The organism is Verrucosispora sp. WMMD1129, from assembly GCF_029581255.1.
Lineage (GTDB): Bacteria > Actinomycetota > Actinomycetes > Mycobacteriales > Micromonosporaceae > Micromonospora > Micromonospora sediminimaris.
This window is the reverse complement of the sequence record NZ_CP120741.1, coordinates 1,922,167-1,946,248: the sequence shown is the minus strand read 5'-3', so window position 1 is coordinate 1,946,248 and position 24,082 is coordinate 1,922,167. Positions and strand designations below refer to the sequence as shown.

Sequence of the window (24,082 nt, the reverse complement as noted above, 5' to 3'; positions counted from 1 at the left end):
TGAGCGCCGGTCGGGCGGCTCAGGCCGGGTGCAGCCAGGGCTGAGTCCCCAGACCGGCGATCTCCAACACCCGACTGACCTGTCGGGACGGCAGCACCGTCAACGCGTCCGGGTAGTGGCCGGCGAGCCGGACCACCGCGTGGATGGCCGCCGAGTCGAAGAAGGTGACTGCCCGCAGGTCGAGTGTCACCCGGCCGGCTGGCTCCCGCAGCACCGTATCGAGCATGGTGTCGGCGGTCGCCATGTCGACCTCGCCGGTGACCACCACGCTCAGGTGATCACCGTCGGTCTCCGCGTTGGCAGAGAAGATGGGAGGTGCGCCCCCTTGATCCACGCAGACACCTTGACACAGTGCTTGTGGTAGGGCAACAACCGCACGCAGCGGCCGGTGGTGGGGGTCACTGCGCGGGCGGCGATAGGCTTGCGTCATGACCGTCCGTGCGCCGCTGACCCCCGGCACGCTCTCCCCGTGGCGGCCGGTGCCCGCCCACATCGCCCGCCCGGAATACGTCGGCAAGAAGGCCCCCCGGCCCTGGCAGGGGTCGCACGTGCAGACCCCGGAAACCATCGAGAAGATGCGGCTGGCGGGGCGGATCGCTGCCCAGGCGGTGCAGTTGGCGGGGGAGCACTGCAAGCCCGGCGTGACCACCGACGAGATCGACCGGGTGGTGCACGACTTCCTCATCGACCACGGTGCCTACCCGTCGACCCTGGGCTACCGGGGCTTTCCGAAGTCCTGCTGCACCAGCCTCAACGAGGTGATCTGCCACGGCATCCCCGACTCGACCACGCTTGTCGACGGCGACATCATCAACGTCGACGTCACCGCGTACATCGGTGGGGTGCACGGCGACACGGACGCGACGTTCTGCGTCGGCGAGGTAGCCGAGGAGAACCGGCTGCTGGTCGAGCGGACCCACGAGGCGATGATGCGGGGGATCCGGGCGGTCGCCCCGGGCCGGCAGATCAACGTGATCGGCCGGGTCATCGAGTCGTACGCGAAGCGTTTCGGCTACGGCGTGGTCCGCGACTTCACCGGTCACGGCATCGGCGAGGCCTTCCACAGCGGGCTCTACGTGCCGCACTACGACAGCCCGCGCCCGACCGACGTGATGGAGCCGGGAATGACCTTCACCGTCGAGCCGATGATCACGCTCGGCACCTACCAGTACGACCTGTGGGACGACGGCTGGACGGTGGTCACCAAGGACCGCAGGTGGACCGCCCAGTTCGAGCACACCGTGCTGGTGACCGAGGACGGCCACGAGATCCTGACGCTGCCGTGACCGAAACCCCTGCGGCGCTGCGTGAGCACCATCACGCCGACGTGTCCGGCGGCTGGCTGCGCCCGGCCGTGTTCGGGGCGATGGACGGCCTGGTCACCAACATCGCCCTGATCGCCGGTGTCGGCGGCGGTGGTGTCTCGCCCCGCACCATCGTGCTCACCGGCACCGCCGGCCTGGTGGCCGGTGCCATCTCGATGGCGCTCGGCGAGTACACAAGCGTGCGGTCGGCCAACGAGCAGATCGCCGCCGAGGTGGCCAAGGAACGACGGGAGCTGGAGCGCCACCCGGAGGCCGAGGCCCGCGAGCTGGCCGACCTGTGGATCGCCCGGGGCCTGCCGGAAGACCTCGCCGTCCAGGTCGCCGAGGCGGTACGCCGTCACCCGGAGCAGGCGCTGCGGATGCACGTGCAGGAGGAGTTGGGCGTCAACCCGGACGAGCAACCCAACCCGTGGGCGGCGGCGCTCTCGTCGTTCCTCTGCTTCTCCGTGGGCGCGTTGGTGCCGCTGCTGCCGTACCTGTTCGGGGCGACCAGCCTGGCCCTGGCCCTGGCGTTCGGCGGGCTCGGGCTCTTCGTCGCCGGTGCGGTCGTCTCCCGGTTCACCAACCGCCGGTGGTGGACCGGCGGGCTGCGCCAACTGCTGCTCGGTGGTGCCGCAGCGGTGGCGACATACCTGATCGGCGCGCTGATCGGGGTGTCGGGCGGCCTCGGCTGAGTCAGCCGTCGAGCAGGTCGTCGATGGTGCCGTCGACCGGGCGGCCACGGGCGGTGAGCTCCGCCGACTGGCGGGCCAGCACCGCACCCACCTCGGTCATGTCCGCCCCGGCCAGCCCGGTCCGCCGTACCGCGTCGCCCGGATCCCGGAAGTAGGTGCGGCTGAGTAGTCCACTGACCGTGGCCGCGCCGAGCCGGGCCTCGCCGAGCATCAGCAGGGCCTGGTCCGTCTCGTACCACTCGGCCAGCCGGGCGGCTCGGGCGTGCGCGGCGCTGCCCCTGTACCACGCCCTGCGGGCGGCCGAGGTGAACTCGGCCGGGCGCGCCCGGGCCAGTCGGCCGAGGTGCTCGTCGCGCAGGGTGGCCAGCCATCCGGTGGGGTCGTGCAGGGCCCGGGTGGTCACGTAGCGGTCGGCGGTCAGCGGCCACCGGCTGGTCAACTGCCGGGCCTGGCGCAGCCGCTCCTCGGCGGCCACGACGGTCAGGTCGACGAGTACGCCGTCCACCCGGCGGGTCGCCGCCGGTGGGCCGGTGCCGGGCCGGTAGGTGACCACCAGCATCCCGACCTCACTGTCGCCACCGCCGTCGTCGTCGCCGTGGGCCAGCGGACCGTGGACCGCGACCGCGAGCACCTCGGCCGGGAACCGCCGCCGGATGACCGCGGCGACCCGTTCGGCCATGTCCCATCGGGGATCGTCCCGGTGTTCCTGGACACCGTCCACGCCACCCACCCCGCGTTCGCGCCACCCACAGCGACCTGTCGGTCACGCACACCCTAACGCCTGTGTCGGGGCGCTCGGCCGAGCCGCGACGGGGGTCAGGTGCGGCGGGTGTCGTCGGGCACCAGCCGGAAGATTCGGATCTCCCGGCCACCGGCCCGCTCCACGTACGTCTCGTAGGCCGGCCACTCGTCGACAAGCAGTCGCCACAGCCGGTCGCGTTCGGCACCCGTGGCCACCTCGGCGCGTACCGGGATCCGGCGACCCTTGACGTCCACCTCGGCCCTCGGCTCGGCGAGCAGGTTCAGCGACCACGCCGGCTGGTGGGCCTGGCCCCAGTTCGACCCGACGACCACGTACCCGTCGCCGTCGGGCACGTAGAGCAGCGGGTTACTGCGCGGCCGACCAGACTTACGACCGGTCGTGGTGATCACCAGCGACGGGGCGAGCCCGAGGGCGACCACCCGGCCCCGGGTCAGCCGCCCGACGGCCCGGTCGACGGGTACCAGCAACCGGACCGTGGCACCGAACCAGCGGTACCGACCGACCCGGCGGGTGAGGCTTCCCAGCACGGACATCCGCACAGTCTGCGGTGTCGGGTACCGGTCAGTCCAGACGGCGTTCCACAGGTAGCCGGGACCGGGTGAACAGCGCCGCGCCGAGCATCGCCACCAGCGGTACCGCCACCAGCACAGCCAGGGTGAGCCAGGGCATCACCAGCGGGTAGGGCGGTTCGATCGGCCAGCTGTCGGCGTACCTCCGGTTGGTGAAGGCCAGCACGATCAGGGCCGAGGCGAGTCCGGCGACGATGCCCAACGTCGAGCCGAGCACCGCGATCAGGCCGGCCTGGCAGAGCGACAGCAGACGGCGTACGCCTGGTCCCGCTCCGACCGCGGCGAGGGTGGACAGGTCGGCTCGTCCCTCGGCGGCTGCCAGACCGGTGGCGATGCCGGCGGCCCCGACGGTGACCACGGCGGAGACCGCCGCCAGCAAGAGCAGCAGCGGCCGGGTGTCGTTGTGGTCCTGATTCCGCTCCACCGCGACTCCCGCGGAGCCGAGCGGGCGAAGTGCGGCGGCCAGTTCGTCCTGCCGCTGCTGGTCCGGTGGCTGCTGGGCGTCCAACGCCCAGCCGACCTGCCGGGTCGTGAGCCCGAGTCGGTCGGCGGCGGTGGGGGAGAGCACCAGCCAGTGCTCACCGAGCCCGGTGTGCAGCGCGTGTCCGGGCACGGTGACGCTGTCCGCCGGCCGCTTCTCGTCGCCGTGCTCGACCCGGAGATCCAGGCGGTCGTCGCGCAGGAAGCGGGCGTCGGTGACCACTGCGCCGCCCGAGTGCAGCGTGGCCGTGGCGGCCTCGACCTCGGCCGGTGCGACCCCGGTGAGCAGCCGCAGCGTGGTGCCGTCGTCCACGGCGACCCGCAGGTACGGGCTCTGGAGCTCGTCGTCGCCGAGTTGGCAGCGGGGGTCGGCGCGGGCCCGCAGCTGGTCGGCCGCGCTGAGTGGCTCGTACGGCTGCCAGGGGCAGACGCGCTCGGCCGGTATGGTCGCGGTGATCGTGCAGGCGTAGAAGTCCGGCGAGCAGCCGGCCGCCACCAGCGGGGCGATCGTGTCGGCACCGAGCAGTTCCCGGGCCGGGCGGCTGATCTCGTCGAGGGTGGGTGGCCGGTCCGACGCGGGATCGCCGCCGGTGGTGACCAGCACGGTGCGTTCCGGCAGCAGCGCCCGGTTCCGCTGGTCGGTGCGGGCGTCGTCGCTGGCCAGGAAAAGGCCGAGGGCGACGCTGCCGGCGACCGCGGCCATCACGGCGGAGATGGCCGGCGCGGCCGACGCCCGGTTGCGGCTGGCGTCGCGTACGGCGATCCGGGGGGCCAGCGGGAGGAACCGGCCGAGCCGGGCCAGCAGGCCCACCAGCGTCGGGGTGGCGAACACCAGTCCCAGCTCGCCCAGGACCAACCCGGCGAGGATGACCGGCTGCGAGGTGACGACCGCGCCGATCGCGGCCACGACGGTCCCCCCGGCGGCCAGCGCGACGCCGATGGCGAGCCACCGGCGTCGGTGCGCGGGCGGGGTGCGCCGACCGGCGAGCCCGGCCACCACGTCCTGCCGGGCGGCCGTCCACGCCGGTGCCAGCGCGGCCAGGACCCCGGCCAGCACCGCGACCAGCGCGATCACGACCAGGGCCGCGGGCCAGACGCGGTATCCGCCGAACCGCTGCGAGAAGATGAACTCCTCGACCAGGGGCCGGCCGGCGGTGGCGGCCGTCACGCCGAGCGCGATCCCGGCCACGGCACCGACCCCACCCAGCACCACGCCGTCGGCGAGCACCACTCGGCGCAGTTGCACGGCATCGCCACCGGCGACCGCCACCAGAGCCAGTTCCCGTCGCCGACGGCGTACTCCCACGGCGAACGCCGGCCCGACCAGCAGCACCACTTCGAGCAGGCCGAGTCCGCCGACGAGCACGCCGGTGCTGACCGCCTCCACGTTCATTCCGCTCATTCGCGAGCCGACGTACTGGGTCAGCTGTCCGGGCGGCGCGGGGACGCGGGCGGCTACCACGATGCCGTTGTGGTTGAGCTGCCGGAAGACGTCGTCGGTGAGCGGGCCGGACAGATCGGCCAGGAAGACCTCGTCGGGGTTGGTCTCCGGAGGCGCTCCGGCGGGGTGCAGGATGACCATCGCGGTCAGTCGCTCGGGGAGTTCGGCCACGCCGACGACCGTCCAGGTGCGGCTGCCGTCTCCGGCGGCGATCCGGTCCCCGAGGTCGACACCGAGGCTGCGTCGGGCGGCCAGGTTCACTGCGATCTCGTCGGCGGTGGCCGGTGCCCGGCCCCGGTGGATCCGGGCGAGGCCGCGCCCGAGCGGGTCGGTCAGGTCGATCGCGGTGGCAGCGATGTCGTCGCGGATCCGGTCACCCTGCCAGGCGCTGAACGGCACCCAGCGACGTATCGGCAGCACCCGGCTGCCCTCGGGTAGCAGCGCGGCGACGTGCTCGGCGCTGACCGGGGCGGTGAGCGGCTGGTCCCGGTCTCCGGAGGTCCAGCCGCTGCCGTCGGAGCTCTGCTCGACCGGGCCGCGCCCGACCACCCGAAGTTCCGCGTCGGCGCTGCCGAGCCGACGATCCAACTCCTCGCCCGGGGTCAGCTGGGCCATGTCGACGCTGACCGCGACGAAGCTCAACGCCAGCACCGGCAGGACGATCATCGCTAGCACCAGGGTGGTACGCCCACGGGCCCGTCTCGCCTCGCGGCGTGCGATGCGTAGCGCGGCCCGCCACGACCCGAGCGCCTCGGCCAGCCGTGCACCGCTGGTCAGCCGGGACGGCCGATCGTTCACCGGCCGCTACCGCTGAGCAGGGCCTCCACGCCGGCCAGCGGGGCCGTCGAGTCGACCGTCACGCCGTCGCGCAGGAAGACCACCCGATCGGCCCAGGCGGCATGGCGCGCCTCGTGGGTCACCAGCACCCCGGCGGCCCCCGCGTCGACCCGGCGACGCAGCAACCGCAGCACCGCCTCCCCGGTCTGCGAGTCCAGCGCACCTGTCGGCTCGTCGGCCAGCACGAGGCGCCGCTGACCGACCAACGCCCGAGCGATGGCGACGCGTTGCTGCTGGCCACCGGAGAGCTGGTCCGGGAACCGGTCACCCAGCTCCGACAGACCCACCTCGGTCAGTGCGTCGAGCGCCAGCCGGCGGGCCGCCCGTACCCCGGTGCCGTCCAGTTCGAGGGGGAGAGCGACGTTCTCCACGGCGGTCAGGCTGCCGATGAGGTTGAGGTTCTGGAAGATGTACCCGATGCGGCGGCGGCGCAGCCTGGCCAGCCCACGCCGATCCAGGGCGTGCAGCGGCTGCCCCTCGACGTGCACCTCACCGGCGGTCGGGCTGTCCAGCCCGCCGGCCAGGGTGAGCAGGGTGGACTTACCGGAACCGGAAGGGCCCATCACAGCGACCAGTTCGCCGGGGCGTACGGCCAGGCTCACTCCGCGCAGGGCGTGCACGGCCGCCGGGCCGCTGCCGTGGGTGCGGTGCACGTCACGCAGGTCGAGTACGGTGTCGCCGGCTGATCGGGTACCGGCTCCGTCCGAGGTGGTGGAGTCGGAGGCGGCCGGGGGGTCGGGGGCGGCTGGCTTGCGTCCCCCGGGGGCGGTCACCGTCGTGCCTCCTCACCACTGTGGCCCACCGCCTCGGAGAGGGGCGCTGGGCCGGCGGCCGGGGGGCGGTGCCGTACCAGGCTGCTCTCGCAGTGGTCGAGCCAGCGCACCTCGGCCTCAGCCTGGAACACCATCGCGTCCAGCACCAGCCGCCACGGCAGATCCTCCGGACGGTCGCTGGAGTACTTGAGCCGGGTCAACTCCTGCAACGTTCGCATGGTGGCCGTCCGTTGCGTCTGGACCACCGAACGGACATCCACTCCGGGGGTGGTCAACGCCAGCGCCAGCTTGATCGCCAACTCGTCGCGCGGGCGGTCGCTGCGGCTGATCGGGGTGGCGAACCACAGGGCCAGGTCGGCCCGCCCGGCGTCGGTGATCTCGTACGGCCGTTGTCCGGCTTCGCTCTCCGGCAGCGACCTGACCAGACCGTCCCGCTCCAACCGCGACAAGGTGGTGTAGACCTGCCCGATGTTCAGCGGCCAGGTGGCGCCGGTCGACTCCTCGAAGGCGGCCCTGAGCTGATAGCCGTACATCTGCCCGCGTTCGAGCAGGGCGAGCAGGCCGTGGCGGATGGACATGGACCGGAGTATGCATACCTGGTATGCCGACCCGCAACCGGCGCGGACGTGAGCTGGCCTACGCCCGGTGCGTCAGGCGGGCCCGGCTCAGCCGGGGCGGCCCGGGAACGGCACGGTCAACGGGGTGATCCCCGCGCTGCGCCGCCAGCGGGTCGCCCGTACCGCGTACTCCACCAGGGCGGCCAGGGCGCGCTCCCGCTCGGCGCCGGAGCTGACCGGTAGCGCCGCGCGCCAGAAGGCCGCGGTGCGTTCCTCCACCTGCACGGCGAGGCGCAGCGCGCTGGCCCGGTCGATCACCGGGAAGGGCAACGCGTATCCGGCCTGATCCGGCGGGACGTTGCCGCCGCCGCTGCTCAGCTGCACCACCAGGGCGTCCCGGCGGGCCCGGTGGGATGCCTCCGCCTCCACCGCGGCCTTGCGTTCGGCGCCGCTGAGTCGTACCCCGACGGGGCCGTAGGCCCAGATGGCGGCGTACTCGGCGGTGAGGGCGCTGGCGAGCGCCTCGGCGGATTCGCTGATGATTCGCCCGCCACGCTCGCTCATCGCAGCGCCTCCAGGTGGGTCGCGCGGGCGGCGGCGATCGAGCCGAGCAGCGCGGCGCGCTCGGCGGGCGCTGCCGCGCAGGCCCGGATCGCCGCCTCCCGGCCGGCGCGCTCGGATTTCCGTAGCTCGGCCAGCGCGGCCGAGCGATCCGTCGGCGGCGTGGCCGACGGGGCCGCCGTGGGCGTGGCGGAGGTGGTCGCCACACCGGTCAGCCCGGCCAGTTCTGCGGCGTGGGCCTCGTGTGACTCGGCAAGCGGGAGCAGCCGGGCGGCCAGATCGGGATGGGTGGTGGCGGCGGCGCGCAGTCCCGCCGCGAGCCGCCGCGATTCGTCCAGCAGCGGCGTGAGCGGATCGGGCTGCGGCGGTGGCTCGTCGCGGTCGAGCAGGCCGCAACCGGTCAGCGGAGCGGCGGCCCCGCCGAGCGCCAGCAGCGCACCGGCCCGCAGGAGGCCGCGGCGGGAAAGCTCGGACGATTCGTCCTGCCAAGTCGTTCTGCCCATCGCCACCGGACAAGTCAACACCATCGGCGTGACGGGTGTCCGGCGGTGGCGTCGGTGCGCCGCCCGGGCCGTCGTCCGGGCGGCGCGTTACGCTCTGCGCAGCCACCGGCGCGTCCGCACCGGTGGCGTGCCGGCATGGCGTCGGCGAGCAGCGGAAGGGTACTTCGGATGACGCAGCGTGGCCGTGCCACCAGGACGACGGGGCGACCCCGCGGTGGCCAGGCTGCACGCGCGGGCCAGACCTCCCGTGGTGACCTCGCCGCCCGCCGCGAGCGGCTGCGTTCGGTGATCGCGCCCGTGGTGCAGGCCGCCGGCTACGACCTGGAGGACCTCACCGTCTCCCGAGCCGGCCGCCGGCACGTGGTGCGGGTGATCGTCGATGCCGACGGTGGGATCAACCTGGACGCGGTGGCCGACGTGTCGCGCGCGGTCTCCACCGCCCTGGACGCGGCCGAGGAGAGCGGCGGCGACATCGTCGCGGGCGAGTACCAACTCGAGGTCAGCTCGCCGGGCGTGGACCGCCCGTTGACGCTGCCCCGGCACTGGCGCCGCAACGTGGGGCGGCTGGTCCGGGTGACCGTGCGTGGCAACACGCCGTCCGGGCAGCCCGGCGGTGACCGGCAGGTCACCGGGCGGGTGGTAGACGCCGACACCGAGCGGGTTGTGCTGGAGACCGACACGGACCGCGCGGAGTGGGCCTACGCCGATCTCGGTCCGGGCCGGGTACAGGTCGAGTTCACCCGCCTCGACGAGCTGGCCGAATCAGAAGACGTCGACGACGATGACGATGTGGAGGACGAGGAGAGGTGAACATCGACCTCGCGGCGCTGCGCGCACTGGAGCGCGAGCGGGAGATCCCGTTCGACACGATCCTCGCGGCGATCGAGACCGCGCTGCTGACCGCGTACCGGCACACCGAGGGTGCTCAGACGCACGCCCGGGTGGAGATCGACCGGAAGACCGGCGCGGCACTTGTCTACGCCCAGGAGCTGGGCACCGAGGGCACCGTGGAGCGGGAGTGGGACGACACCCCGCACGACTTCGGCCGGATCGCCGCCATGACCGCCAAGCAGGTGATCCTCCAGCGGCTGCGGGAGGCCACCGACGAGGTGCACTTCGGTGAGTACGTCGGCCGCGACGGTGACCTGGTCACCGGGGTGGTGCAGGCGCACGAGGCACGGGCCGAGAAGGGCATCGTCACCGTCGACCTGGGCAAGCTGGAGGGGGTGCTGCCGCAGTCGGAGCAGGTGCCCGGCGAGCGGTACACCCACGGCGAGCGGATCCGTTGCGTGGTGGTGCACGTGGCCAAGGGAATGCGTGGTCCCCAGATCACGCTGTCCCGTACGCACCCGAACCTGGTGAAGAAGCTCTTCGCTCTGGAGGTGCCGGAGATCGCCGACGGCACTGTCGAGATCGGCGCGATCGCCCGCGAGGCGGGTCATCGTACGAAGATCGCGGTCCGTTCGACCGCTGCCGGGGTGAACGCCAAGGGCGCCTGCATCGGTCCGATGGGTCAGCGGGTCCGGGCGGTGATGAGTGAACTCCACGGAGAGAAGATCGACATCATCGACTGGTCGGACGACCCGGCGACCTTTGTCGGTAACGCGCTCTCCCCGGCCAAGGCGCTCCGCGTCGAGGTGGTCGACCTGGCCAACCGGGCCGCGCGGGTGACGGTGCCGGATTTCCAGCTGTCGCTCGCGATCGGGCGGGAGGGGCAGAATGCCCGACTTGCTGCCCGACTGACCGGTTGGCGGATCGACATTCGCTCCGACGCCGAACAGGCCAACCCCGCCGCGCAATCCGAAGCTGATCACGTCCGGGAACCGGGCGGAGCGGTGTCGGGTAGCTAGGGGTAGACTTTCACCAGTGGCACGACGCGCGCTGCCGGAGCGCACCTGTGTGGGTTGTCGACGGCGCGCACCGTCCAGTGAATTGCTGCGGATTGTCGCGATTGGCGACGAGGCTGGTTTCAGCCTCCGACCTGATCCGGCCCGCAGGCTGCCGGGTCGGGGAGCGAACATGCACCCGGATCCGGCCTGCTTCGCGCAGGCAGTGCGGCGTCGTGCCTTCGGGCGCGCGCTGCGCATCGCCGGGGTTCCGGATGACGGGGCCCTCGCGGAGCACCTGACGCGTCAACCACCACGTCCGGTCACCCGACCGGACGAGGGCCGCTAGCAAGGTAGGACGACCGACATGAGCACACGATGAAGTCCCAGAAATGATCAGGCTTCAAGTGCACGAGTGAGGTCGCTGCGGGTGCTGCCCGCACGACCTCGGAGTGAGGAGTGCAGTGGCAGGTAAGGCCCGCGTACACGAGCTTGCAAAAGAGCTCGGGGTCGAAAGCAAGACCGTACTCGCCAAGCTCAAGGAGATGGGCGAGTTCGTCAAGTCCGCGTCGAGCACCGTAGAGGCGCCTGTCGCCCGACGGCTGCGCAGCGCGTTCGTCGCCTCGGGTGGGCCCGGTGCCCCGGCGGCCGCGCCGCCGGCCGCACCGGCTCCGACGGCGGCAGCACCGACCCCGTCGCCGACCCCCGGCGAGCCTCGGGTCACCGCCAAGCCGACGCCGCCACGGCGTCCGGCGGTGCCCGGGCCGAAGCCGAAGGGTCCGGTGCCCGGTCCGCCGCCAGCGGCGGCCCCGGTCGCCAAGCCGGCGAGTGCTCACGACATTGAGGTGGCCGCCGCCGAGGCGCGCGCCGCCGCGTTGAAGGCTGAGCAGGAGGCCGCGGTCAAGGCCGCCCAGGCCGCCCGCCAGCAGCAGCGGGACAACGTCCGCCGGGAGCCCCCGGCCGACGGTGGTGCCCGTCCGGGTCCTCGACCCGGTCCCGGCACGATGCCGCCCCGCCCGGGTTCTCCGGCCGCGGGTCGTCCCGGTGCCACCAACCCGGGTCCGGGTGGCCGGCAGGGTCGCCCGCCGGCGCGTGGCGCCGGTAACAACCCCTTCGGTATCCAGGGCAGCCAGCAGCAGCGGCCACCGGCCGCCGGTGCCGGTGGTTCCCGTCCCAGCCCGGCCTCGATGCCGCCGCGGCCCAGCCCGGCCTCGATGCCGCCGCGGCCCAGCCCGGCCTCCATGCCGAGCCAGCGTCCGGGTCGTCCCGGTGGCCCGGGTGCCGGTCGTCCCGGCGGCGGTGCCGGTCGTCCGGGCGGCGGCGGTGGCGGTGGCTACCGCGGTGGTCCGGGTGGCGGCGGTGGCGGTGGCTACCGTGGCGGTCCGGGTGGCGGCGGTGGCGGTGGCTACCGTGGCGGTCCGGGTGGCGGCGGTGGCGGTGGATTCCGCCCGGGTGCGCCGGCCGGTGGCGGCGGTCGTCCCGGTGGCGGCGGCCGTGGTCGTGGCGGTGGTGCCGCGGGCGCCTTCGGGCGTCCGGGTGGCAAGCCCACCCGTGGTCGCAAGTCCAAGAAGCAGCGCAGACAGGAGTTCGACAACCTGTCGGCCCCGACCATGAGCTCGGGCGCTCCCCGGGGTCAGGGGCAGACGGTTCGGCTCTCCCGCGGCGCCTCGCTGTCGGACTTCGCCGACAAGATCAACGCCAACCCGGGTTCGTTGGTCCAGGAGATGTTCAACCTGGGCGAGATGGTCACCGCGACCCAGTCGTGCTCCGACGACACGCTGCTGCTGCTGGGCGAGCACCTCGGCTTCAACGTGCAGATCGTCAGCCCGGAGGACGAGGACCGCGAGCTGCTCGCGCAGTTCAACATCGACCTCGACGCCGAGGTCGCGGAGGACCGCCTGGTCAGCCGGGCTCCGGTGGTGACCGTCATGGGTCACGTCGACCACGGTAAGACCAAGCTGCTCGACGCGATCCGTAAGGCGAACGTCGTCGCCGGTGAGGCCGGAGGCATCACCCAGCACATCGGTGCCTACCAGGTCCACGTGCCGCACGAGGGCGAGGACCGCGCGGTGACCTTCATCGACACCCCGGGTCACGAGGCGTTCACCGCCATGCGTGCCCGTGGTGCCCAGGTGACGGACATCGTGATCCTGGTGGTCGCGGCCGACGACGGTGTCATGCCGCAGACCATCGAGGCGCTGAACCACGCCAAGGCGGCCGAGGTGCCGATCGTGGTCGCGGTCAACAAGGTCGACAAGCCGGAGGCGAACCCGGACAAGGTCCGCCAGCAGCTGACCGAGTACGGCCTGGTCGCCGAGGAGTACGGCGGCGAGACCATGTTCGTCAACGTGGCCGCGAAGCCCGGCACCGGCATCGAGGAACTGCTCGAAGCGGTGCTGCTCACCGCCGACGCGTCGCTGGAGCTGACCGCTCCGACCGACGGGCCGGCGCAGGGTGTGGCCATCGAGGCGCACCTGGACAAGGGCCGTGGTGCGGTCGCGACGGTGCTGGTGCAGAAGGGCACCCTGCGGGCGGGCGACTCGATCGTCGCCGGTGGGGCGCACGGCCGGGTCCGGGCGATGCTCGACGAGAACGGCAACCAGGTCACCGAGGCGGGTCCGGCGCGTCCGGTCATGGTCCTCGGTCTGACCGCGGTGCCGGGGGCGGGCGACACCTTCCTCGCTGCGGCGGACGACCGCACGGTGCGGCAGATCGCCGAGCAGCGGCAGGCCCGTCGCCGGGCGGCGGCCTTCGCCAACTCCCGTGGCCGGGCCACCCTCGAGACGCTCATGGAGCAGCTCAAGGAGGGCGAGAAGACGTCGCTCAACCTCATCCTCAAGGGTGACGTCTCCGGTTCGGTGGAGGCCCTGGAGGACGCGCTGTTCAACCTCGACATTCCCGAGGAGGTTCAGCTCAAGGTCCTCGACCGGGGCGTCGGCGCGATCACCGAGAGCAACATCATGCTCGCGAGCGCGTCGTCCGAGCCGGTCACGATCATCGGCTTCAACGTGCGGGCCTCCAACAAGGTCCGCGAGATGGCCGACCGCGAGGGCGTGGAGATCCGGTACTACACGGTCATCTACCAGGCCATCGAGGAGATCGAGGCGGCGCTCAAGGGCCTGCTCAAGCCGGAGTACGAGGAGGTCGAGCTCGGCACTGCGGAGATCCGCGACGTGTTCCGCTCGTCCAAGATCGGCAACATCTCCGGTTGCATCGTCCGGTCGGGTGTCATCCGACGGAACGCGAAGGCGCGCCTGCTGCGTGACGGCACGGTCGTGGCGGACAACCTCACGATCAGCTCGCTCAAGCGGTTCAAGGACGACGCGACGGAGGTCCGGGAGGGCTTCGAGTGTGGTCTGACTCTGGGTGGTTACAACAACGTCCAGGTCGGCGACGTGATCGAGACCTTCGAGATGCGGGAAAAGGTTCGCGCCTGATCCTGCGGTGACGCACTGATCAAGGGGTTTACGCCGGCCGGCGTAAACCCCTTGATCATGCGGGGTGGGGTGCGGGTAGTGTCCCCAGACGATGTACACCGCAACCGCAGTATTCGACCTGCTGCTGCCGGGGGACTCCCGGTCGCTGAAGGCCAAGAGGTCGTACGTGCGGCCGATCGTCGCGGCGCTCCGCCGGTTCGACGTGTCGGCCGCCGAGGTGGGGGCGCTCGACCTGCACGGGCGAGCGGAGATAGGAGTGGCGGTGGTGGCCGCCGAGGCGGCACATGCCGGTGAGGTGCTCGACTCGTGCGAGCGTCTGATGGCCAGCCGTCCGGAGGTCGAACTGCTGTCGGTGCGTCGTCGGTGGTACGGCGACGACGACTGACCCGGTTGGCCGCCGCCCCGCACGCCGGGGCGGACGGCGCGGGTAGGGTTCGAGTGTTGGGGTCGGTGCGGGCTCCGGTGACGCCGGCGTCGCCGGCCCCGGCCGGTGGCGGGACGCCGTGGAGGTGGCGGAGATGACGGATGCGGCCAAGGTACGCCGGCACGCGGAGCGGGTGCGCGAACTGGTCGCGTCGGTGGTGCGGAGTCAGATCAAGGATCCCCGACTCGGCATGATCACCATCACCGACGCCCGGATCACCGCCGACCTGCGGGATGCCACGGTCTTCTACACCGTGCTCGGCGACGCGGCGGCCCAGGCGGGCACCGCCGCCGCGCTGGACAGCGCCAAGGGCATGCTGCGCAGCACGGTCGGCAAGGCGCTCGGGCTGCGTCACTCGCCGACGCTGACCTTCGTTCTGGACGACGTCCAGGATCAGGTCAAGCACATCGACGACCTGCTCGCCGCGGCCCGCAACGCGGACGCCGAGGTGCAGCGCCTGGCGGCGAGGGCCGAGTACGCCGGTGAGGCGCAGCCGTACCGCCTCGACGAGGACGATGACGAGGGCGGCGCCGACGACGAGGACGAGCCCGACGGCACGGCCGACGATGCCCGGGGCGGGGACCGTCGGTGACCGCCTCCGGTGGCGCCGTGACCGAGCCGGATCCCGCCGTGCGGCGTCAGCCCGGCCCCGGCCGGGTCGGTCCGGCTGCCGACGGTCAGCCGGCACCGTCGACGCCCGCCACCGGTCCGCACGGCCCGGGCGACCCGGCCGGGCCGAGTCCCTCCGCGACGGCACCCGTCGGGCCGACCGAGGCCGACTGGGCCGCCGCGGTGGCGGCGATCCGCCAGCTGCCCGCCGACGGTCGGGTGCTGCTGATCTGCCACGTCAACCCGGACGGCGACGCGCTGGGCAGCATGCTCGGCTTCGCACTCGGGCTGCGGCGACTCGGCGTACGCCGGTTGCAGGCCACCTTCCCCGGTCCGCCGGAGGTGCCCGAGCCGCTGTCCGGTCTGCCCGGTTTGGAGCTGCTGGTGCCCGAGGCCGAGGTGGAACCCGAGCCGGACCTGGTCATCTGCTTCGACGCGGCGAGCGAGTCGCGGCTCGGTGAGCTGGCCGACCGGTTGACCGGGAAGGGCACCGCGTTGGTGCTCGACCATCACGCCTCGAATCGCGGCTTCGGCGATGTGAACCTGGTCGACCCGGCGGCGGCGGCGACCTCCGTGCTCGCCGAGCAGCTACTGGACCGCCTCGGCGTGCCGCTGGACGCCGGCATCGCCGAATGTCTGTACGTGGCGCTGAGCACCGATACCGGATCGTTCCGGTTCGACGCGACCACCCCGGCGGTGCACGAGATGGCGGCCCGGCTGTTGGCGACCGGGATCCGTCCGGGTGACATCTCGCGGCGGGTGTTCGACAGCCGGCCGTTCGGCGCGGTACGGCTCTTCGGTGAGGTGCTCGGGCGAGCCCGGCTGGAGCCCGGTGAGGCCGGCGGGCAGGGCCTGGTCTGGACGTACGCGACCCTGGACGACCTGGCCCGCCATGAGCAGCGGCCATACGTGCTGGAGGCACTCATCGATCCGGTGCGCTGCACCGCGGAGGCCGACGTGAGTTGCGTGGTCAAGCAGACCGCGCCGGCCGTCTGGGCGGTCTCCCTGCGCAGCAAGGGTGCGACGGACGTGAGCCGGGTGGCCGTTGCGCTGGGCGGCGGTGGGCACCGGCTGGCCGCCGGTTTCACCGGCCGTGGCACCGTGGACGAGGTCATCGAGCAGATCAGGAGCCAGTTGCGGGCGTACGCCCCGAGGAGCGGCACCGACCAGCAGGGGTGATTTCAGGGTCAGCTCCGGGGCGTCGGCGCTTCGGCACCTGGACAGGGCGGGGAGAATCGGATGATGGAGCAGCCCCACGATCTCACCGTCGACGCCCCTCGCACCTGGGAGCGGCCGGTCGTCTGCGTACCGGTGCTTGTCGCTCTCTCCCTGGTGGGCGGCCGCTTCTCGTCCTTCTCGACCGAGGCGAACGTCTATGTCTTCGGTGCCGGCGGGGTGCTGATCTGGCTCGGCCTGACCAAGCGGGTGCAGGCCCGTCCGGCACCTGACCGGTTGCCACCCGGCGTGGTCTGGTGGGCGCTGCCGGTGGCGGTCTTCGGGATCTTCGAGGGGGTCACCTTCATCGCGGCGGCCGGTGACGACTTCCCCACCTTCTCCCTCCTGGCCGATCCGCTGCTGGAGGACCGCCTGGTCCGTTCGGCGGCCTGGTTGGTGTGGCTGTCGGCGTTCTGGGGGCTGGTGCGGCGATGATGCGGGCCTTGGCGATCGGCGGTTTCCTGCTCGGGATGGCGCTGTTCGGGCTGGTCGAGTGGCTGGCCCGACGGGAGGGCTCGAAGATCCCGACCCTCGGCGAACTCTGCGCGTACGTCATGCGATACGAGGTCGGTCCGGTACCGGTGGGCCGGATCGGGCTGTTCGGCTTCTGGTGGTGGGTCGGCTGGCACTTCCTGGCTCGTTGACCGGGACTCGACCCGTCCAGATTGCGGGAACAGCGCGCACCATGTGGACCTGAACGATAACTTGGGAAACGGCTGGCGTCGCTTTCGGCGCAGGTCAGGGGCGGAGCCATACCCGGTGCCGCTCCACTCCAGGGTTGACCGACCCGGGCCATCAGGCCGCCCATCCGCCGCTCCGGCGACCCCGGTACCGGCTTTCGGGCGACAGTCGTAGCACCGCCCGTGACGCGCCGCCGCGCTCGGTGACGCGTGCCCTGGAAGGGGTTCACCATGGCCGCCAAGCCCAAGCCCGAGACCACTGACGAGGCCCGTGAGCAGGCCCGTCGCGCCCTGCAGACCTCCATGGACACCCGTCAGTGACGGTGTTCGACCGGCGGTGACGCCCCGCCGCCGATGCGTACGGCGTCACCGCCGGTCCGCTCGTGCTTCCGGGTCGTCGGGCTGGACCGGCGCCATCCCCGGGTGATGGTCGCCAGGGGTAAGTGGTGCGCCGGCTTGCCCCCCTTACTTCTCACGTGCCACCATCGGCGGCGATGAGCCAGCCGACAATTGCCACCGGCCGGGTCGCGTCGCCGCGCCGAATCGCCGCGCTCGCCCTGCCCGCCCTCGTGGTGCTCGCCGCCGAGCCGCTCTACGTGCTCGTTGACACCGCGGTTGTCGGCCACCTGGGTCGGGTGCCGCTGGCGGCGGTGGCCGTGGGCGGCACCGTGATGACCCTCACCGCCTGGCTGGGGACCGTGGTCGCGTACGGCACGACCGGCCGCGCGGCCCGTCGGTTCGGTGCCGGGGACCGCGCCGCAGCGGTGGCCGAGGGGGTCCAGGCCTCCTGGTCGGCCCTTGGTGTGGGCCTGGCGGTCGTCGTCGGCATGCAGTTCGGCGGTGGTGCCCTGGCCGGCGCGCTGGCCGGCGGTGGTGACGTGGCCGTGGCCGCCGCCGAGTGGCTGCGCATCGCCGCGTTCGGCGCACCCGGGTTGCTGCTCGCCGCCGCCGGCAACGGCTGGCTGCGGGGTGTACAGGACACCCGGCGGCCGCTGCTCTTCGTGGTCGGCCCCAATGTGCTCTCCGCGGTGCTCTGTCCGGTGCTGGTCTACCCGGTGGGCCTGGGGCTGATCGGCTCGGCGGTGGCGAACGTGATCGCGCAGACCCTCTCCGGCGCTCTCTTCGCCGCCGCCCTGGTGGCCGAGCGGGTGGCGCTGCGCCCGCGTCCCCGGATCATCGGCCAGCAACTGGTGCTCAGCCGGGACCTGCTGATTCGCGGGGTGGCCTTCCAGGCCAGCTTCCTGTCCGCCACGGCCGTGGCCGCCCGGTTCGGTGCCGCCACGGTCGGTGCCCACCAGATCGCCGTACAGCTCTGGTTCTTCGCGGCGCTGGTGCTCGATGCGCTGGCCATCGCCGCGCAGGCGCTGGTCGGGGCGGCGCTCGGCGGTGGTGACGACGCGACGGCCCGGGCGCTGGCCCGCCGGATCGGCCGGCTGGGCGCAATCTGCGGTACGGCGTTCGCGGTGCTCGCGGCGGCCGGCGCCGGCGTGGTGCCCACCTGGTTCAGCTCGGATCGGGCGGTACACGAGCAGGCGCTGGTGGCCTGGCCCTGGTTCGCCGCGATGCTGCCGCTGGCCGGGGTGGTGTTCGCCCTCGACGGGGTGCTGATCGGCGCGGGTGACATCCGCTATCTGCGCAACCTCACCATGGCCGGTGCGCTCGGCGGGTTCGTGCCGGCGATCTGGCTGGCGTACGCCCTCGACCTTGGTCTCGGTGGCATCTGGGCCGGGCTGATGCTGTTCACCGTGATCCGCCTGATCGGGCTGCTGCTGCGGCTGCGCAGCGGTGCCTGGGCGGTGACCGGCGCGGTACGCGGCGAGGAGCGTCTACCCGCCTGATAAGACCTGGCCGTAGAGCGCGTAGATGACGAGCACCAGCGCCAGGCTCGCCACGAAGGCGGCCAGCATGGCGACGATCTTCACGGTGTTCGGGTAGCGCTCGCGCAGGCGCCGCCGTCCCTGCCAGGCCCACCAGCGTCGCCGGACCGCCGCGGCGCCGGGCAGGGCGGCCAGACCTTCGGCGAACCGGACACCCAACGTGCGCCGCGCCGGTGGTGGATTCAGCATCCAGTCCGGCAGCGCGCTGGGCTGGTCGGGCGTACGCAGGCGGACCCCTTCGTCGGGCCGGCGCGTTCGATCGGGACCGCGGTCCGTGGTCATCTCGTTCTCCCCGTGGCCTGCCGGCGCGGCACTCACCGTCGCCGATGGGTCCATCGTGTCAGGGGAGTCCAAGCCCGAACATCCGGTTTTCCGGCGGCTGTCCGGTGCTCGGGCCGGCGCGCCGATCTGGCAGGCTTGCACGTCGTGAGCACAGACGGCCTGATCGTGGTGGACAAGTCCGGCGGCATGACCTCGCACGACGTGGTCGCCCGGATCCGCCGGCTCGCTCGGACCCGGCGCGTCGGTCACGGTGGCACGCTCGATCCGATGGCCACCGGGGTGCTGGTGATCGGGGTGGGCCGGGCCACCAGGCTGCTGACCTACGTGATCGGTGCGGACAAGAGCTACGCGGCGACCATCCGGCTGGGCCAGGCCACGGTCACCGACGACGCGGAGGGTGACGTGATCGCCACCACGCCCGCCGGAATGCTCACCGACGAGGCGGTCCGGAGCGTGCTGGCCGGGATGACCGGGGAGATCGACCAGGTGCCGAGCGCGGTGAGCGCCATCAAGATCAACGGGCAGCGGGCGTACAAGCGGGTCCGTGAGGGCGAGAGCGTCGACCTGCCGGCCCGGCGGGTCACCGTCTCCCGGCTCGACGTGCTGGCGATCCGACGTGATCGGCCCGACGTGGTCGACGTCGATGTCGATGTGGCCTGCTCGACCGGAACGTACATCCGGGCGATCGCCCGCGACGCGGGCCTGGCGCTCGGGGTCGGCGGTCACCTGACCGCGCTGCGTCGTACCGCCGTGGGTGGGTTCACCCTGGCGGAGGCCGTCACCCTCGACGAACTGGAGCGTCGCGCGCCGGACGTGGTGGGGCTGCCGCTCGCGCCCGCCGCCGACCGGTTCTTCCCCCGCCGGGACGCCACCGCCGAGGAGGCGAAGGTGCTCTCCCACGGCGGTCCGCTCGACCCGGTCGGCCACACCGGGCCGTACGCGGTCTTCGATCCGGCCGGTGGGCTGATCGCTATCGTCAGCGAGCGGGCCGGCCGGGCCCGCGCGGAGATCGTGCTCGCCCCGGCCTGACGCCGGGTGCCCGACGGCCGACCGCCGACGGTCGGGGCCAACGACAGCGGAGGAGCAGCATGCAGCGGTGGCGGGGGTACGACGCGGTGCCCGGTGGCTGGGGACGGTCGGTCGTCACCATCGGCGTCTTCGACGGTGTGCACAAGGGGCACCAGGCGACCATCGGGCATGCCGTGGCCCGTGCCCGTGAACTCGGCGTGCAGTCGGTGGTGGTCACCTTCGACCCGCACCCGTCCGAGGTCGTGCGGCCGGGTTCGCATCCGGCCGTGTTGACCGAGCCGTCCCGCAAGGCGGAGCTGATCGAGGCCCTCGGGGCGGACGTGCTCTGTGTGATCCCGTTCACGCCCGAGCTCTCCCGGTTGTCGGCCGAGGCGTTCGTGCACGACGTGCTGGTGGAGCACCTGCACGCCGCGCTCGTGGTGGTGGGCGAGAACTTCCGGTTCGGCCACCGGGCCGCCGGTGACGTGGCGCTGCTGGAGCGACTCGGTCGCACCTTCGGCTTCGCCGTCGAGGGAGCGCCGTTGGTCGCCGCGGCCGGCACGGTCTTCTCCTCGACGTACATCAGATCCTGCGTCGACGCGGGCGACGTGACCGCGGCGGCCGACGCGCTGGGCCGCCCGCACCGGCTGGAGGGTGTGGTGGTCCGCGGTGACCAGCGTGGGCGGGAACTCGGCTACCCGACCGCGAACCTGCTCTGCCACCGGCACGCGGCGGTCCCGGCCGACGGCGTCTACGCCGCCCGGATGATCCGTCGGGGGCGACGGCAGCCACTCGCCGCCGCCGTGTCGATCGGTACGAACCCGACCTTCTCCGGCCGGGAGCGCCGGGTCGAGGCGTACGTGCTCGACTTCGACGGCGACCTCTACGGCGAGCGGCTGGCGCTCGACTTCGTGGCGCATCTGCGCGGGCAGACCCGCTTCGATTCGGTCGAGCCGCTGATCGCCCAGATCGCCCAGGACGTCGAGCGGACCCGCCGGGTGCTGGGCTGACCCGTCACCGACCCGCCCGTGGCCCTTGACCGGCCCGGTCGGGTGGGTGCTGGTAGGCTGGCTGAGACGTCGGCTGACCGACGTGGGGCCTCGCCTGCCTGCTCGACGCCGCGGGTGCGAGGACCGTCCGTCACCGGTGCCGTAGCCCGGCCCGACGGACCGCATCGAGACAACCCACCAGAACAGGGAGAACATGGCGCTCGACCAGCAGGCAAAGGCCAAGATCCGCGAGGAGTACGCGACCGCCGAGGGTGACACCGGGTCGCCCGAGGTGCAGGTCGCGGTCCTCACCAAGCGGATCGCCGATCTCACCGAGCACCTGAAGGTGCACAAGCACGACCACCACAGCCGCCGTGGGCTGCTGCTGCTGGTCGGCCGTCGCCGCCGGTTGCTCAACTACGTTCAGAAGAAGGACATCAACCGCTACCGGTCGCTCATCGAGCGGCTCGGCCTGCGCCGGTGACGTGACGGGGGAGTGGCCCACCAGGTCACTCCCCCGTCGGCGTCCCAACCGAGAAACGGGCCACGACCACCCAGACAAGGGAGTGTCGGCGTACCGGTCTCCGGTAGTGGCCTCCGGGCACCCTGGCATCCCGCCGGCGGTCCCGGGCGCTTCGATCGAAGACCGGCCGTCCGTACAGCTCCCGCGTCGTGGCCCCCGATGCGAAGGAGCATTGAAACAGCATGACCGAGACCAAACTCGGCACCGAAACCCGCACCGCCGTGATCGACAACGGGTCGTTCGGCACCCGTGAGATCACCTTCTCGACCGGCCGGCTGGCCCGACAGGCCGCCGGGTCCGTCACGGCCCAGCTCGGCGAGACTGTCGTCCTCTCCGCCACCACCGCCGGCAAGCAGCCGAAGGAGCAGTTCGACTTCTTCCCGCTGACCGTCGACGTCGAGGAGCGGATGTACGCCGCGGGCCGCATCCCCGGCTCGTTCTTCCGCCGCGAGGGTCGGCCCAGCGAGGACGCCATCCTCACCTGCCGACTGATCGACCGGCCGCTGCGCCCGTCGTTCGTCAAGGGCCTGCGCAACGAGGTCCAGGTCGTCGAGACGATCCTCGCGCTCGACCCGCAGCACCCGTACGACGTGGTCGCGATCAACGCCGCGTCGATGTCGACCAAGCTGTCCGGCCTGCCGTTCTCCGGCCCGATCGGGGCCACCCGGATGGCCCACGTGGACGGCCAGTGGGTCGCCTTCCCGACCCACGAGGAGCTGGCCCGGGCCACCTTCGACATGGTGGTGGCCGGCCGGTCCCTGCCCGACGGCGACGTCGCGATCATGATGGTCGAGGCGGAGGCCACCGAGCACACCGTGAAGCTGGTCGCCGGCGGGGCGCCCGCACCGACCGAGGAGGTCGTGGCCAGCGGCCTGGAGGCCGCCAAGCCCGCCATCCGCGAGCTGTGCCGGGCACAGAGCGAGCTGGCCGAGGTCGCCGCCAAGCCGGTCGCCGAGTTCCCGGTCTTCCTGGACTACCAGGACGACGCGTACGACGCGGTCGCCGAACTGGCCCGCGCCGACGTCGCCGAGGCCCTGCAGATCGCCGGCAAGGCCGACCGCGAGGGGGCCCTGGACGCGATCAAGCTGCGCGTGCAGGAGGAACTCGGCTCCCGCTTCGAGGGCCGGGAGAAGGAGCTCTCCGCCGCCTTCCGTTCGCTGACCAAGTCCGAGGTGCGTAGCCGGGTGCTGCGCGAGCAGGTCCGCATCGACGGTCGGGGTCCGCGTGACATCCGTCCGCTGAGCGCCGAGGTGGGCGTGCTGCCCCGGGTGCACGGCTCGGCGCTGTTCGAGCGCGGCGAGACCCAGATCCTCGGCGTCACCACGCTCAACATGCTGCGCATGGAGCAGGCGCTGGACACCCTCTCCCCGGAGAAGTCCAAGCGCTACATGCACAACTACAACTTCCCGCCGTACTCCACCGGTGAGACCGGCCGGGTCGGCTCGCCGAAGCGCCGCGAGATCGGGCACGGTGCCCTCGCTGAGCGGGCACTGATCCCGGTGCTGCCCTCGCGGGAGGAGTTCCCGTACGCCATCCGGCAGGTCTCCGAGGCGCTCGGCTCCAACGGCTCCACCTCGATGGGCTCGGTCTGCGCCTCGACGCTGGGCCTGCTCAGCGCCGGTGTGCCGCTGAAGGCGCCGGTCGCCGGCATCGCCATGGGCCTCATCTCCGACGAGGTCGACGGCAAGACTCAGTACGTCACCCTCACCGACATCCTCGGTGCCGAGGACGCCTTCGGTGACATGGACTTCAAGGTCGCCGGCACCCGCGACTTCGTCACCGCGTTGCAGCTCGACACCAAGCTCGACGGCATCCCGTCCGACGTGCTGGCCGCCGCGCTCCAGCAGGCGCACGAGGCGCGGCAGACCATCCTCGACGTGATGCAGCGGGCGATCGAGGCGCCGGCCGAGATGTCCGACTACGCGCCGCGGGTCACCACGGTCAAGATTCCGGTCGACAAGATCGGCATGGTGATCGGCCCGAAGGGTCAGACCATCAACGCCATCCAGGACGAGACCGGTGCCGAGATCTCCATCGAGGATGACGGCACCATCTACGTCGGCGCGACCAACGGTCCGTCGGCACAGGCCGCGGTCGAGCGGATCAACGCGATCGCCAACCCGACCCTGCCCAAGGTCGGCGACCGCTTCCTCGGCACGGTGGTGAAGACCGCTCCGTTCGGCGCGTTCGTCTCGTTGCTGCCGGGCCGCGACGGCCTGCTGCACATCTCCAAGGTGGGCGACGGCAAGCGGGTCGAGAAGGTCGAGGACTTCCTCAACGTCGGTGACCGGGTCGAGGTCGAGATCGCCGACATCGACCAGCGCGGCAAGATCTACCTGGACAAGGTCCGTCCGGAGGGCGCCGAGGCACCGGCCGCCGCAGCCGGCGAGGAGCGGCCCGCCGGCCGTGACCGGGGTGGCGACCGGGGTCCGCGTGACCGGGGCGACCGCGAGCGCGGTGGCGACCGGGGCGCTCGCGGCCCGGAGCGTGGCGAAGGTGGCGAGGGTGGCGGCGACAACCGTCCCCGACGCCGTACCCGGCACAGCTGACACGTGAACCGCTGACCGGCCGGGCGACACCGTCGCCCGGCCGGTTCGTCAACTCATCCACCCCCACGTCGTACTGGAAGCAGGTGGCCGTGACCCGGACCCGGCATTCGTCTTTCCTCGGGGCCCGACCGGGGCCGACGCGGCGCTCCGGTCGTTCGACCACCGCGACCGCTCGGGCCG

Annotated in this window: 24 protein-coding genes and 1 pseudogene; 16 read left to right on the top strand and 9 right to left on the bottom strand. The window is 72.4% G+C overall.

Annotation, left to right across the window (positions count from 1 at the left end):
• Window positions 1-19: 19 nt before the first annotated feature.
• Window positions 20-334 (bottom strand): STAS domain-containing protein, encoded by a 315-nt coding sequence (locus tag O7624_RS08865; protein ID WP_232511028.1) that lies wholly within the window; start codon window positions 332-334, stop codon window positions 20-22.
• A gap of 94 nt (window positions 335-428) precedes the next feature.
• Between O7624_RS08865 and map the strand changes: the two genes are divergently transcribed.
• Window positions 429-1,286: a type I methionyl aminopeptidase gene (gene map, locus O7624_RS08860; protein ID WP_282239651.1), complete on the top strand. Its 858-nt coding sequence runs from the start codon at window positions 429-431 to the stop codon at window positions 1,284-1,286.
• The gene (locus O7624_RS08855) at window positions 1,283-1,999 is read left to right on the top strand and encodes a VIT1/CCC1 transporter family protein (RefSeq protein WP_282239650.1); all 717 of its coding nucleotides are present in this window, start codon (window positions 1,283-1,285) and stop codon (window positions 1,997-1,999) included. The genes map and O7624_RS08855 overlap by 4 nt, the downstream gene beginning before the upstream one ends.
• A 1-nt stretch (window position 2,000) precedes the next feature.
• On the opposite strand, the gene O7624_RS08850 is transcribed toward O7624_RS08855, so the two are convergent.
• The 7 genes from O7624_RS08850 to O7624_RS08820 form a co-directional block, all read right to left on the bottom strand.
• Window positions 2,001-2,678 (bottom strand): nucleotidyltransferase domain-containing protein, encoded by a 678-nt coding sequence (locus tag O7624_RS08850; RefSeq protein WP_282240583.1) that lies wholly within the window; start codon window positions 2,676-2,678, stop codon window positions 2,001-2,003.
• Window positions 2,679-2,815: 137 nt separating this feature from the next.
• Window positions 2,816-3,295 carry a nitroreductase family deazaflavin-dependent oxidoreductase gene (locus O7624_RS08845; protein ID WP_093401642.1) on the bottom strand — a complete coding sequence of 160 codons (480 nt, stop codon included), beginning with the start codon at window positions 3,293-3,295 and terminating at the stop codon, window positions 2,816-2,818.
• Window positions 3,296-3,323: 28 nt separating this feature from the next.
• The gene (locus O7624_RS08840; protein ID WP_282239649.1) at window positions 3,324-6,050 is read right to left on the bottom strand and encodes an ABC transporter permease; all 2,727 of its coding nucleotides are present in this window, start codon (window positions 6,048-6,050) and stop codon (window positions 3,324-3,326) included.
• The gene (locus tag O7624_RS08835) at window positions 6,047-6,751 is read right to left on the bottom strand and encodes an ABC transporter ATP-binding protein (protein ID WP_210937377.1); all 705 of its coding nucleotides are present in this window, start codon (window positions 6,749-6,751) and stop codon (window positions 6,047-6,049) included. Before O7624_RS08835 ends, O7624_RS08840 begins: the two co-directional genes overlap by 4 nt.
• A gap of 107 nt (window positions 6,752-6,858) precedes the next feature.
• Window positions 6,859-7,440: a PadR family transcriptional regulator gene (locus tag O7624_RS08830; RefSeq protein ID WP_093401640.1), complete on the bottom strand. Its 582-nt coding sequence runs from the start codon at window positions 7,438-7,440 to the stop codon at window positions 6,859-6,861.
• A gap of 87 nt (window positions 7,441-7,527) precedes the next feature.
• Complete coding sequence (locus tag O7624_RS08825) at window positions 7,528-7,983, bottom strand: ferritin-like domain-containing protein (protein WP_282239648.1); 456 nt, start codon at window positions 7,981-7,983, stop codon at window positions 7,528-7,530.
• Entirely contained in the window at window positions 7,980-8,483 is a 504-nt protein-coding gene (locus tag O7624_RS08820) for a hypothetical protein (RefSeq protein ID WP_282239647.1), read from the bottom strand. The genes O7624_RS08825 and O7624_RS08820 overlap by 4 nt, the downstream gene beginning before the upstream one ends.
• 168 nt (window positions 8,484-8,651) lie before the next feature.
• Between O7624_RS08820 and rimP the strand changes: the two genes are divergently transcribed.
• From rimP to O7624_RS08770, 10 genes and pseudogenes are all read left to right on the top strand, one after another.
• Window positions 8,652-9,293, top strand: a complete 642-nt coding sequence (gene rimP, locus O7624_RS08815) for a ribosome maturation factor RimP (RefSeq protein WP_282239646.1) — start codon at window positions 8,652-8,654, stop codon at window positions 9,291-9,293.
• Window positions 9,290-10,333 carry a transcription termination factor NusA gene (gene nusA, locus O7624_RS08810; protein ID WP_282239645.1) on the top strand — a complete coding sequence of 348 codons (1,044 nt, stop codon included), beginning with the start codon at window positions 9,290-9,292 and terminating at the stop codon, window positions 10,331-10,333. The genes rimP and nusA overlap by 4 nt, the downstream gene beginning before the upstream one ends.
• A gap of 16 nt (window positions 10,334-10,349) precedes the next feature.
• Window positions 10,350-10,680: pseudogene (locus tag O7624_RS08805) on the top strand (YlxR family protein).
• A gap of 93 nt (window positions 10,681-10,773) precedes the next feature.
• Window positions 10,774-13,746: a translation initiation factor IF-2 gene (gene infB / locus O7624_RS08800; RefSeq protein ID WP_282239644.1), complete on the top strand. Its 2,973-nt coding sequence runs from the start codon at window positions 10,774-10,776 to the stop codon at window positions 13,744-13,746.
• 91 nt (window positions 13,747-13,837) lie between these two features.
• Window positions 13,838-14,131 carry a DUF503 domain-containing protein gene (locus tag O7624_RS08795; protein ID WP_282239643.1) on the top strand — a complete coding sequence of 98 codons (294 nt, stop codon included), beginning with the start codon at window positions 13,838-13,840 and terminating at the stop codon, window positions 14,129-14,131.
• A gap of 133 nt (window positions 14,132-14,264) precedes the next feature.
• On the top strand, window positions 14,265-14,762 hold the full coding sequence (gene rbfA, locus O7624_RS08790) for a 30S ribosome-binding factor RbfA (RefSeq protein ID WP_093402020.1): 498 nt from the start codon (window positions 14,265-14,267) through the stop codon (window positions 14,760-14,762).
• Window positions 14,763-14,962: 200 nt separating this feature from the next.
• Window positions 14,963-15,958, top strand: a complete 996-nt coding sequence (locus O7624_RS08785; RefSeq protein ID WP_282240581.1) for a bifunctional oligoribonuclease/PAP phosphatase NrnA — start codon at window positions 14,963-14,965, stop codon at window positions 15,956-15,958.
• A gap of 63 nt (window positions 15,959-16,021) precedes the next feature.
• Entirely contained in the window at window positions 16,022-16,429 is a 408-nt protein-coding gene (locus O7624_RS08780) for a hypothetical protein (RefSeq protein ID WP_093402018.1), read from the top strand.
• Window positions 16,429-16,638 carry a DUF6186 family protein gene (locus O7624_RS08775; RefSeq protein ID WP_170863305.1) on the top strand — a complete coding sequence of 70 codons (210 nt, stop codon included), beginning with the start codon at window positions 16,429-16,431 and terminating at the stop codon, window positions 16,636-16,638. Before O7624_RS08780 ends, O7624_RS08775 begins: the two co-directional genes overlap by 1 nt.
• Window positions 16,639-17,168: 530 nt before the next feature.
• Window positions 17,169-18,512, top strand: a complete 1,344-nt coding sequence (locus O7624_RS08770; RefSeq protein WP_282239642.1) for an MATE family efflux transporter — start codon at window positions 17,169-17,171, stop codon at window positions 18,510-18,512.
• Here O7624_RS08770 and O7624_RS08765 read toward each other — a convergent pair.
• Window positions 18,501-18,833, bottom strand: a complete 333-nt coding sequence (locus O7624_RS08765) for a hypothetical protein (RefSeq protein ID WP_093402017.1) — start codon at window positions 18,831-18,833, stop codon at window positions 18,501-18,503. The two genes, O7624_RS08770 and O7624_RS08765, sit on opposite strands and share 12 nt — an antisense overlap.
• A gap of 144 nt (window positions 18,834-18,977) precedes the next feature.
• On the opposite strand from O7624_RS08765, the gene truB reads away from it, so the two are divergent.
• The 4 genes from truB (at window position 18,978) to O7624_RS08745 (ending at window position 23,902) form a co-directional block, all read left to right on the top strand.
• On the top strand, window positions 18,978-19,862 hold the full coding sequence (gene truB, locus O7624_RS08760; RefSeq protein ID WP_282239641.1) for a tRNA pseudouridine(55) synthase TruB: 885 nt from the start codon (window positions 18,978-18,980) through the stop codon (window positions 19,860-19,862).
• 59 nt (window positions 19,863-19,921) lie between these two features.
• Complete coding sequence (locus tag O7624_RS08755; protein WP_282239640.1) at window positions 19,922-20,851, top strand: bifunctional riboflavin kinase/FAD synthetase; 930 nt, start codon at window positions 19,922-19,924, stop codon at window positions 20,849-20,851.
• Window positions 20,852-21,044: 193 nt separating this feature from the next.
• Window positions 21,045-21,314, top strand: coding sequence for a 30S ribosomal protein S15 (gene rpsO, locus O7624_RS08750; protein ID WP_013732184.1), 270 nt, complete (start codon window positions 21,045-21,047; stop codon window positions 21,312-21,314).
• Window positions 21,315-21,535: 221 nt separating this feature from the next.
• The gene (locus tag O7624_RS08745) at window positions 21,536-23,902 is read left to right on the top strand and encodes a polyribonucleotide nucleotidyltransferase (RefSeq protein WP_282239639.1); all 2,367 of its coding nucleotides are present in this window, start codon (window positions 21,536-21,538) and stop codon (window positions 23,900-23,902) included.
• Window positions 23,903-24,082 lie beyond the last annotated feature (180 nt).

Bases quoted from the DNA above. Each gene is read 5' to 3' on its own strand.
- O7624_RS08780 (WP_093402018.1), top strand. From the start codon at position 16,022: ATGGAGCAGCCCCACGATCTCACCGTCGACGCCCCTCGCACCTGGGAG.
- O7624_RS08765 (WP_093402017.1), bottom strand. From the start codon at position 18,833: ATGACCACGGACCGCGGTCCCGATCGAACGCGCCGGCCCGACGAAGGG.
- O7624_RS08755 (WP_282239640.1), top strand. From the start codon at position 19,922: ATGCAGCGGTGGCGGGGGTACGACGCGGTGCCCGGTGGCTGGGGACGG.
- O7624_RS08775 (WP_170863305.1), top strand. From the start codon at position 16,429: ATGCGGGCCTTGGCGATCGGCGGTTTCCTGCTCGGGATGGCGCTGTTC.
- rpsO (WP_013732184.1), top strand. From the start codon at position 21,045: ATGGCGCTCGACCAGCAGGCAAAGGCCAAGATCCGCGAGGAGTACGCG.
- rimP (WP_282239646.1), top strand. From the start codon at position 8,652: ATGACGCAGCGTGGCCGTGCCACCAGGACGACGGGGCGACCCCGCGGT.
- rbfA (WP_093402020.1), top strand. From the start codon at position 14,265: ATGACGGATGCGGCCAAGGTACGCCGGCACGCGGAGCGGGTGCGCGAA.
- O7624_RS08745 (WP_282239639.1), top strand. From the start codon at position 21,536: ATGACCGAGACCAAACTCGGCACCGAAACCCGCACCGCCGTGATCGAC.
- O7624_RS08820 (WP_282239647.1), bottom strand. From the start codon at position 8,483: ATGGGCAGAACGACTTGGCAGGACGAATCGTCCGAGCTTTCCCGCCGC.
- O7624_RS08830 (WP_093401640.1), bottom strand. From the start codon at position 7,440: ATGTCCATCCGCCACGGCCTGCTCGCCCTGCTCGAACGCGGGCAGATG.
- O7624_RS08770 (WP_282239642.1), top strand. From the start codon at position 17,169: ATGAGCCAGCCGACAATTGCCACCGGCCGGGTCGCGTCGCCGCGCCGA.
- O7624_RS08825 (WP_282239648.1), bottom strand. From the start codon at position 7,983: ATGAGCGAGCGTGGCGGGCGAATCATCAGCGAATCCGCCGAGGCGCTC.
- O7624_RS08850 (WP_282240583.1), bottom strand. From the start codon at position 2,678: ATGGCCGAACGGGTCGCCGCGGTCATCCGGCGGCGGTTCCCGGCCGAG.
- O7624_RS08795 (WP_282239643.1), top strand. From the start codon at position 13,838: ATGTACACCGCAACCGCAGTATTCGACCTGCTGCTGCCGGGGGACTCC.
- O7624_RS08845 (WP_093401642.1), bottom strand. From the start codon at position 3,295: ATGTCCGTGCTGGGAAGCCTCACCCGCCGGGTCGGTCGGTACCGCTGG.
- map (WP_282239651.1), top strand. From the start codon at position 429: ATGACCGTCCGTGCGCCGCTGACCCCCGGCACGCTCTCCCCGTGGCGG.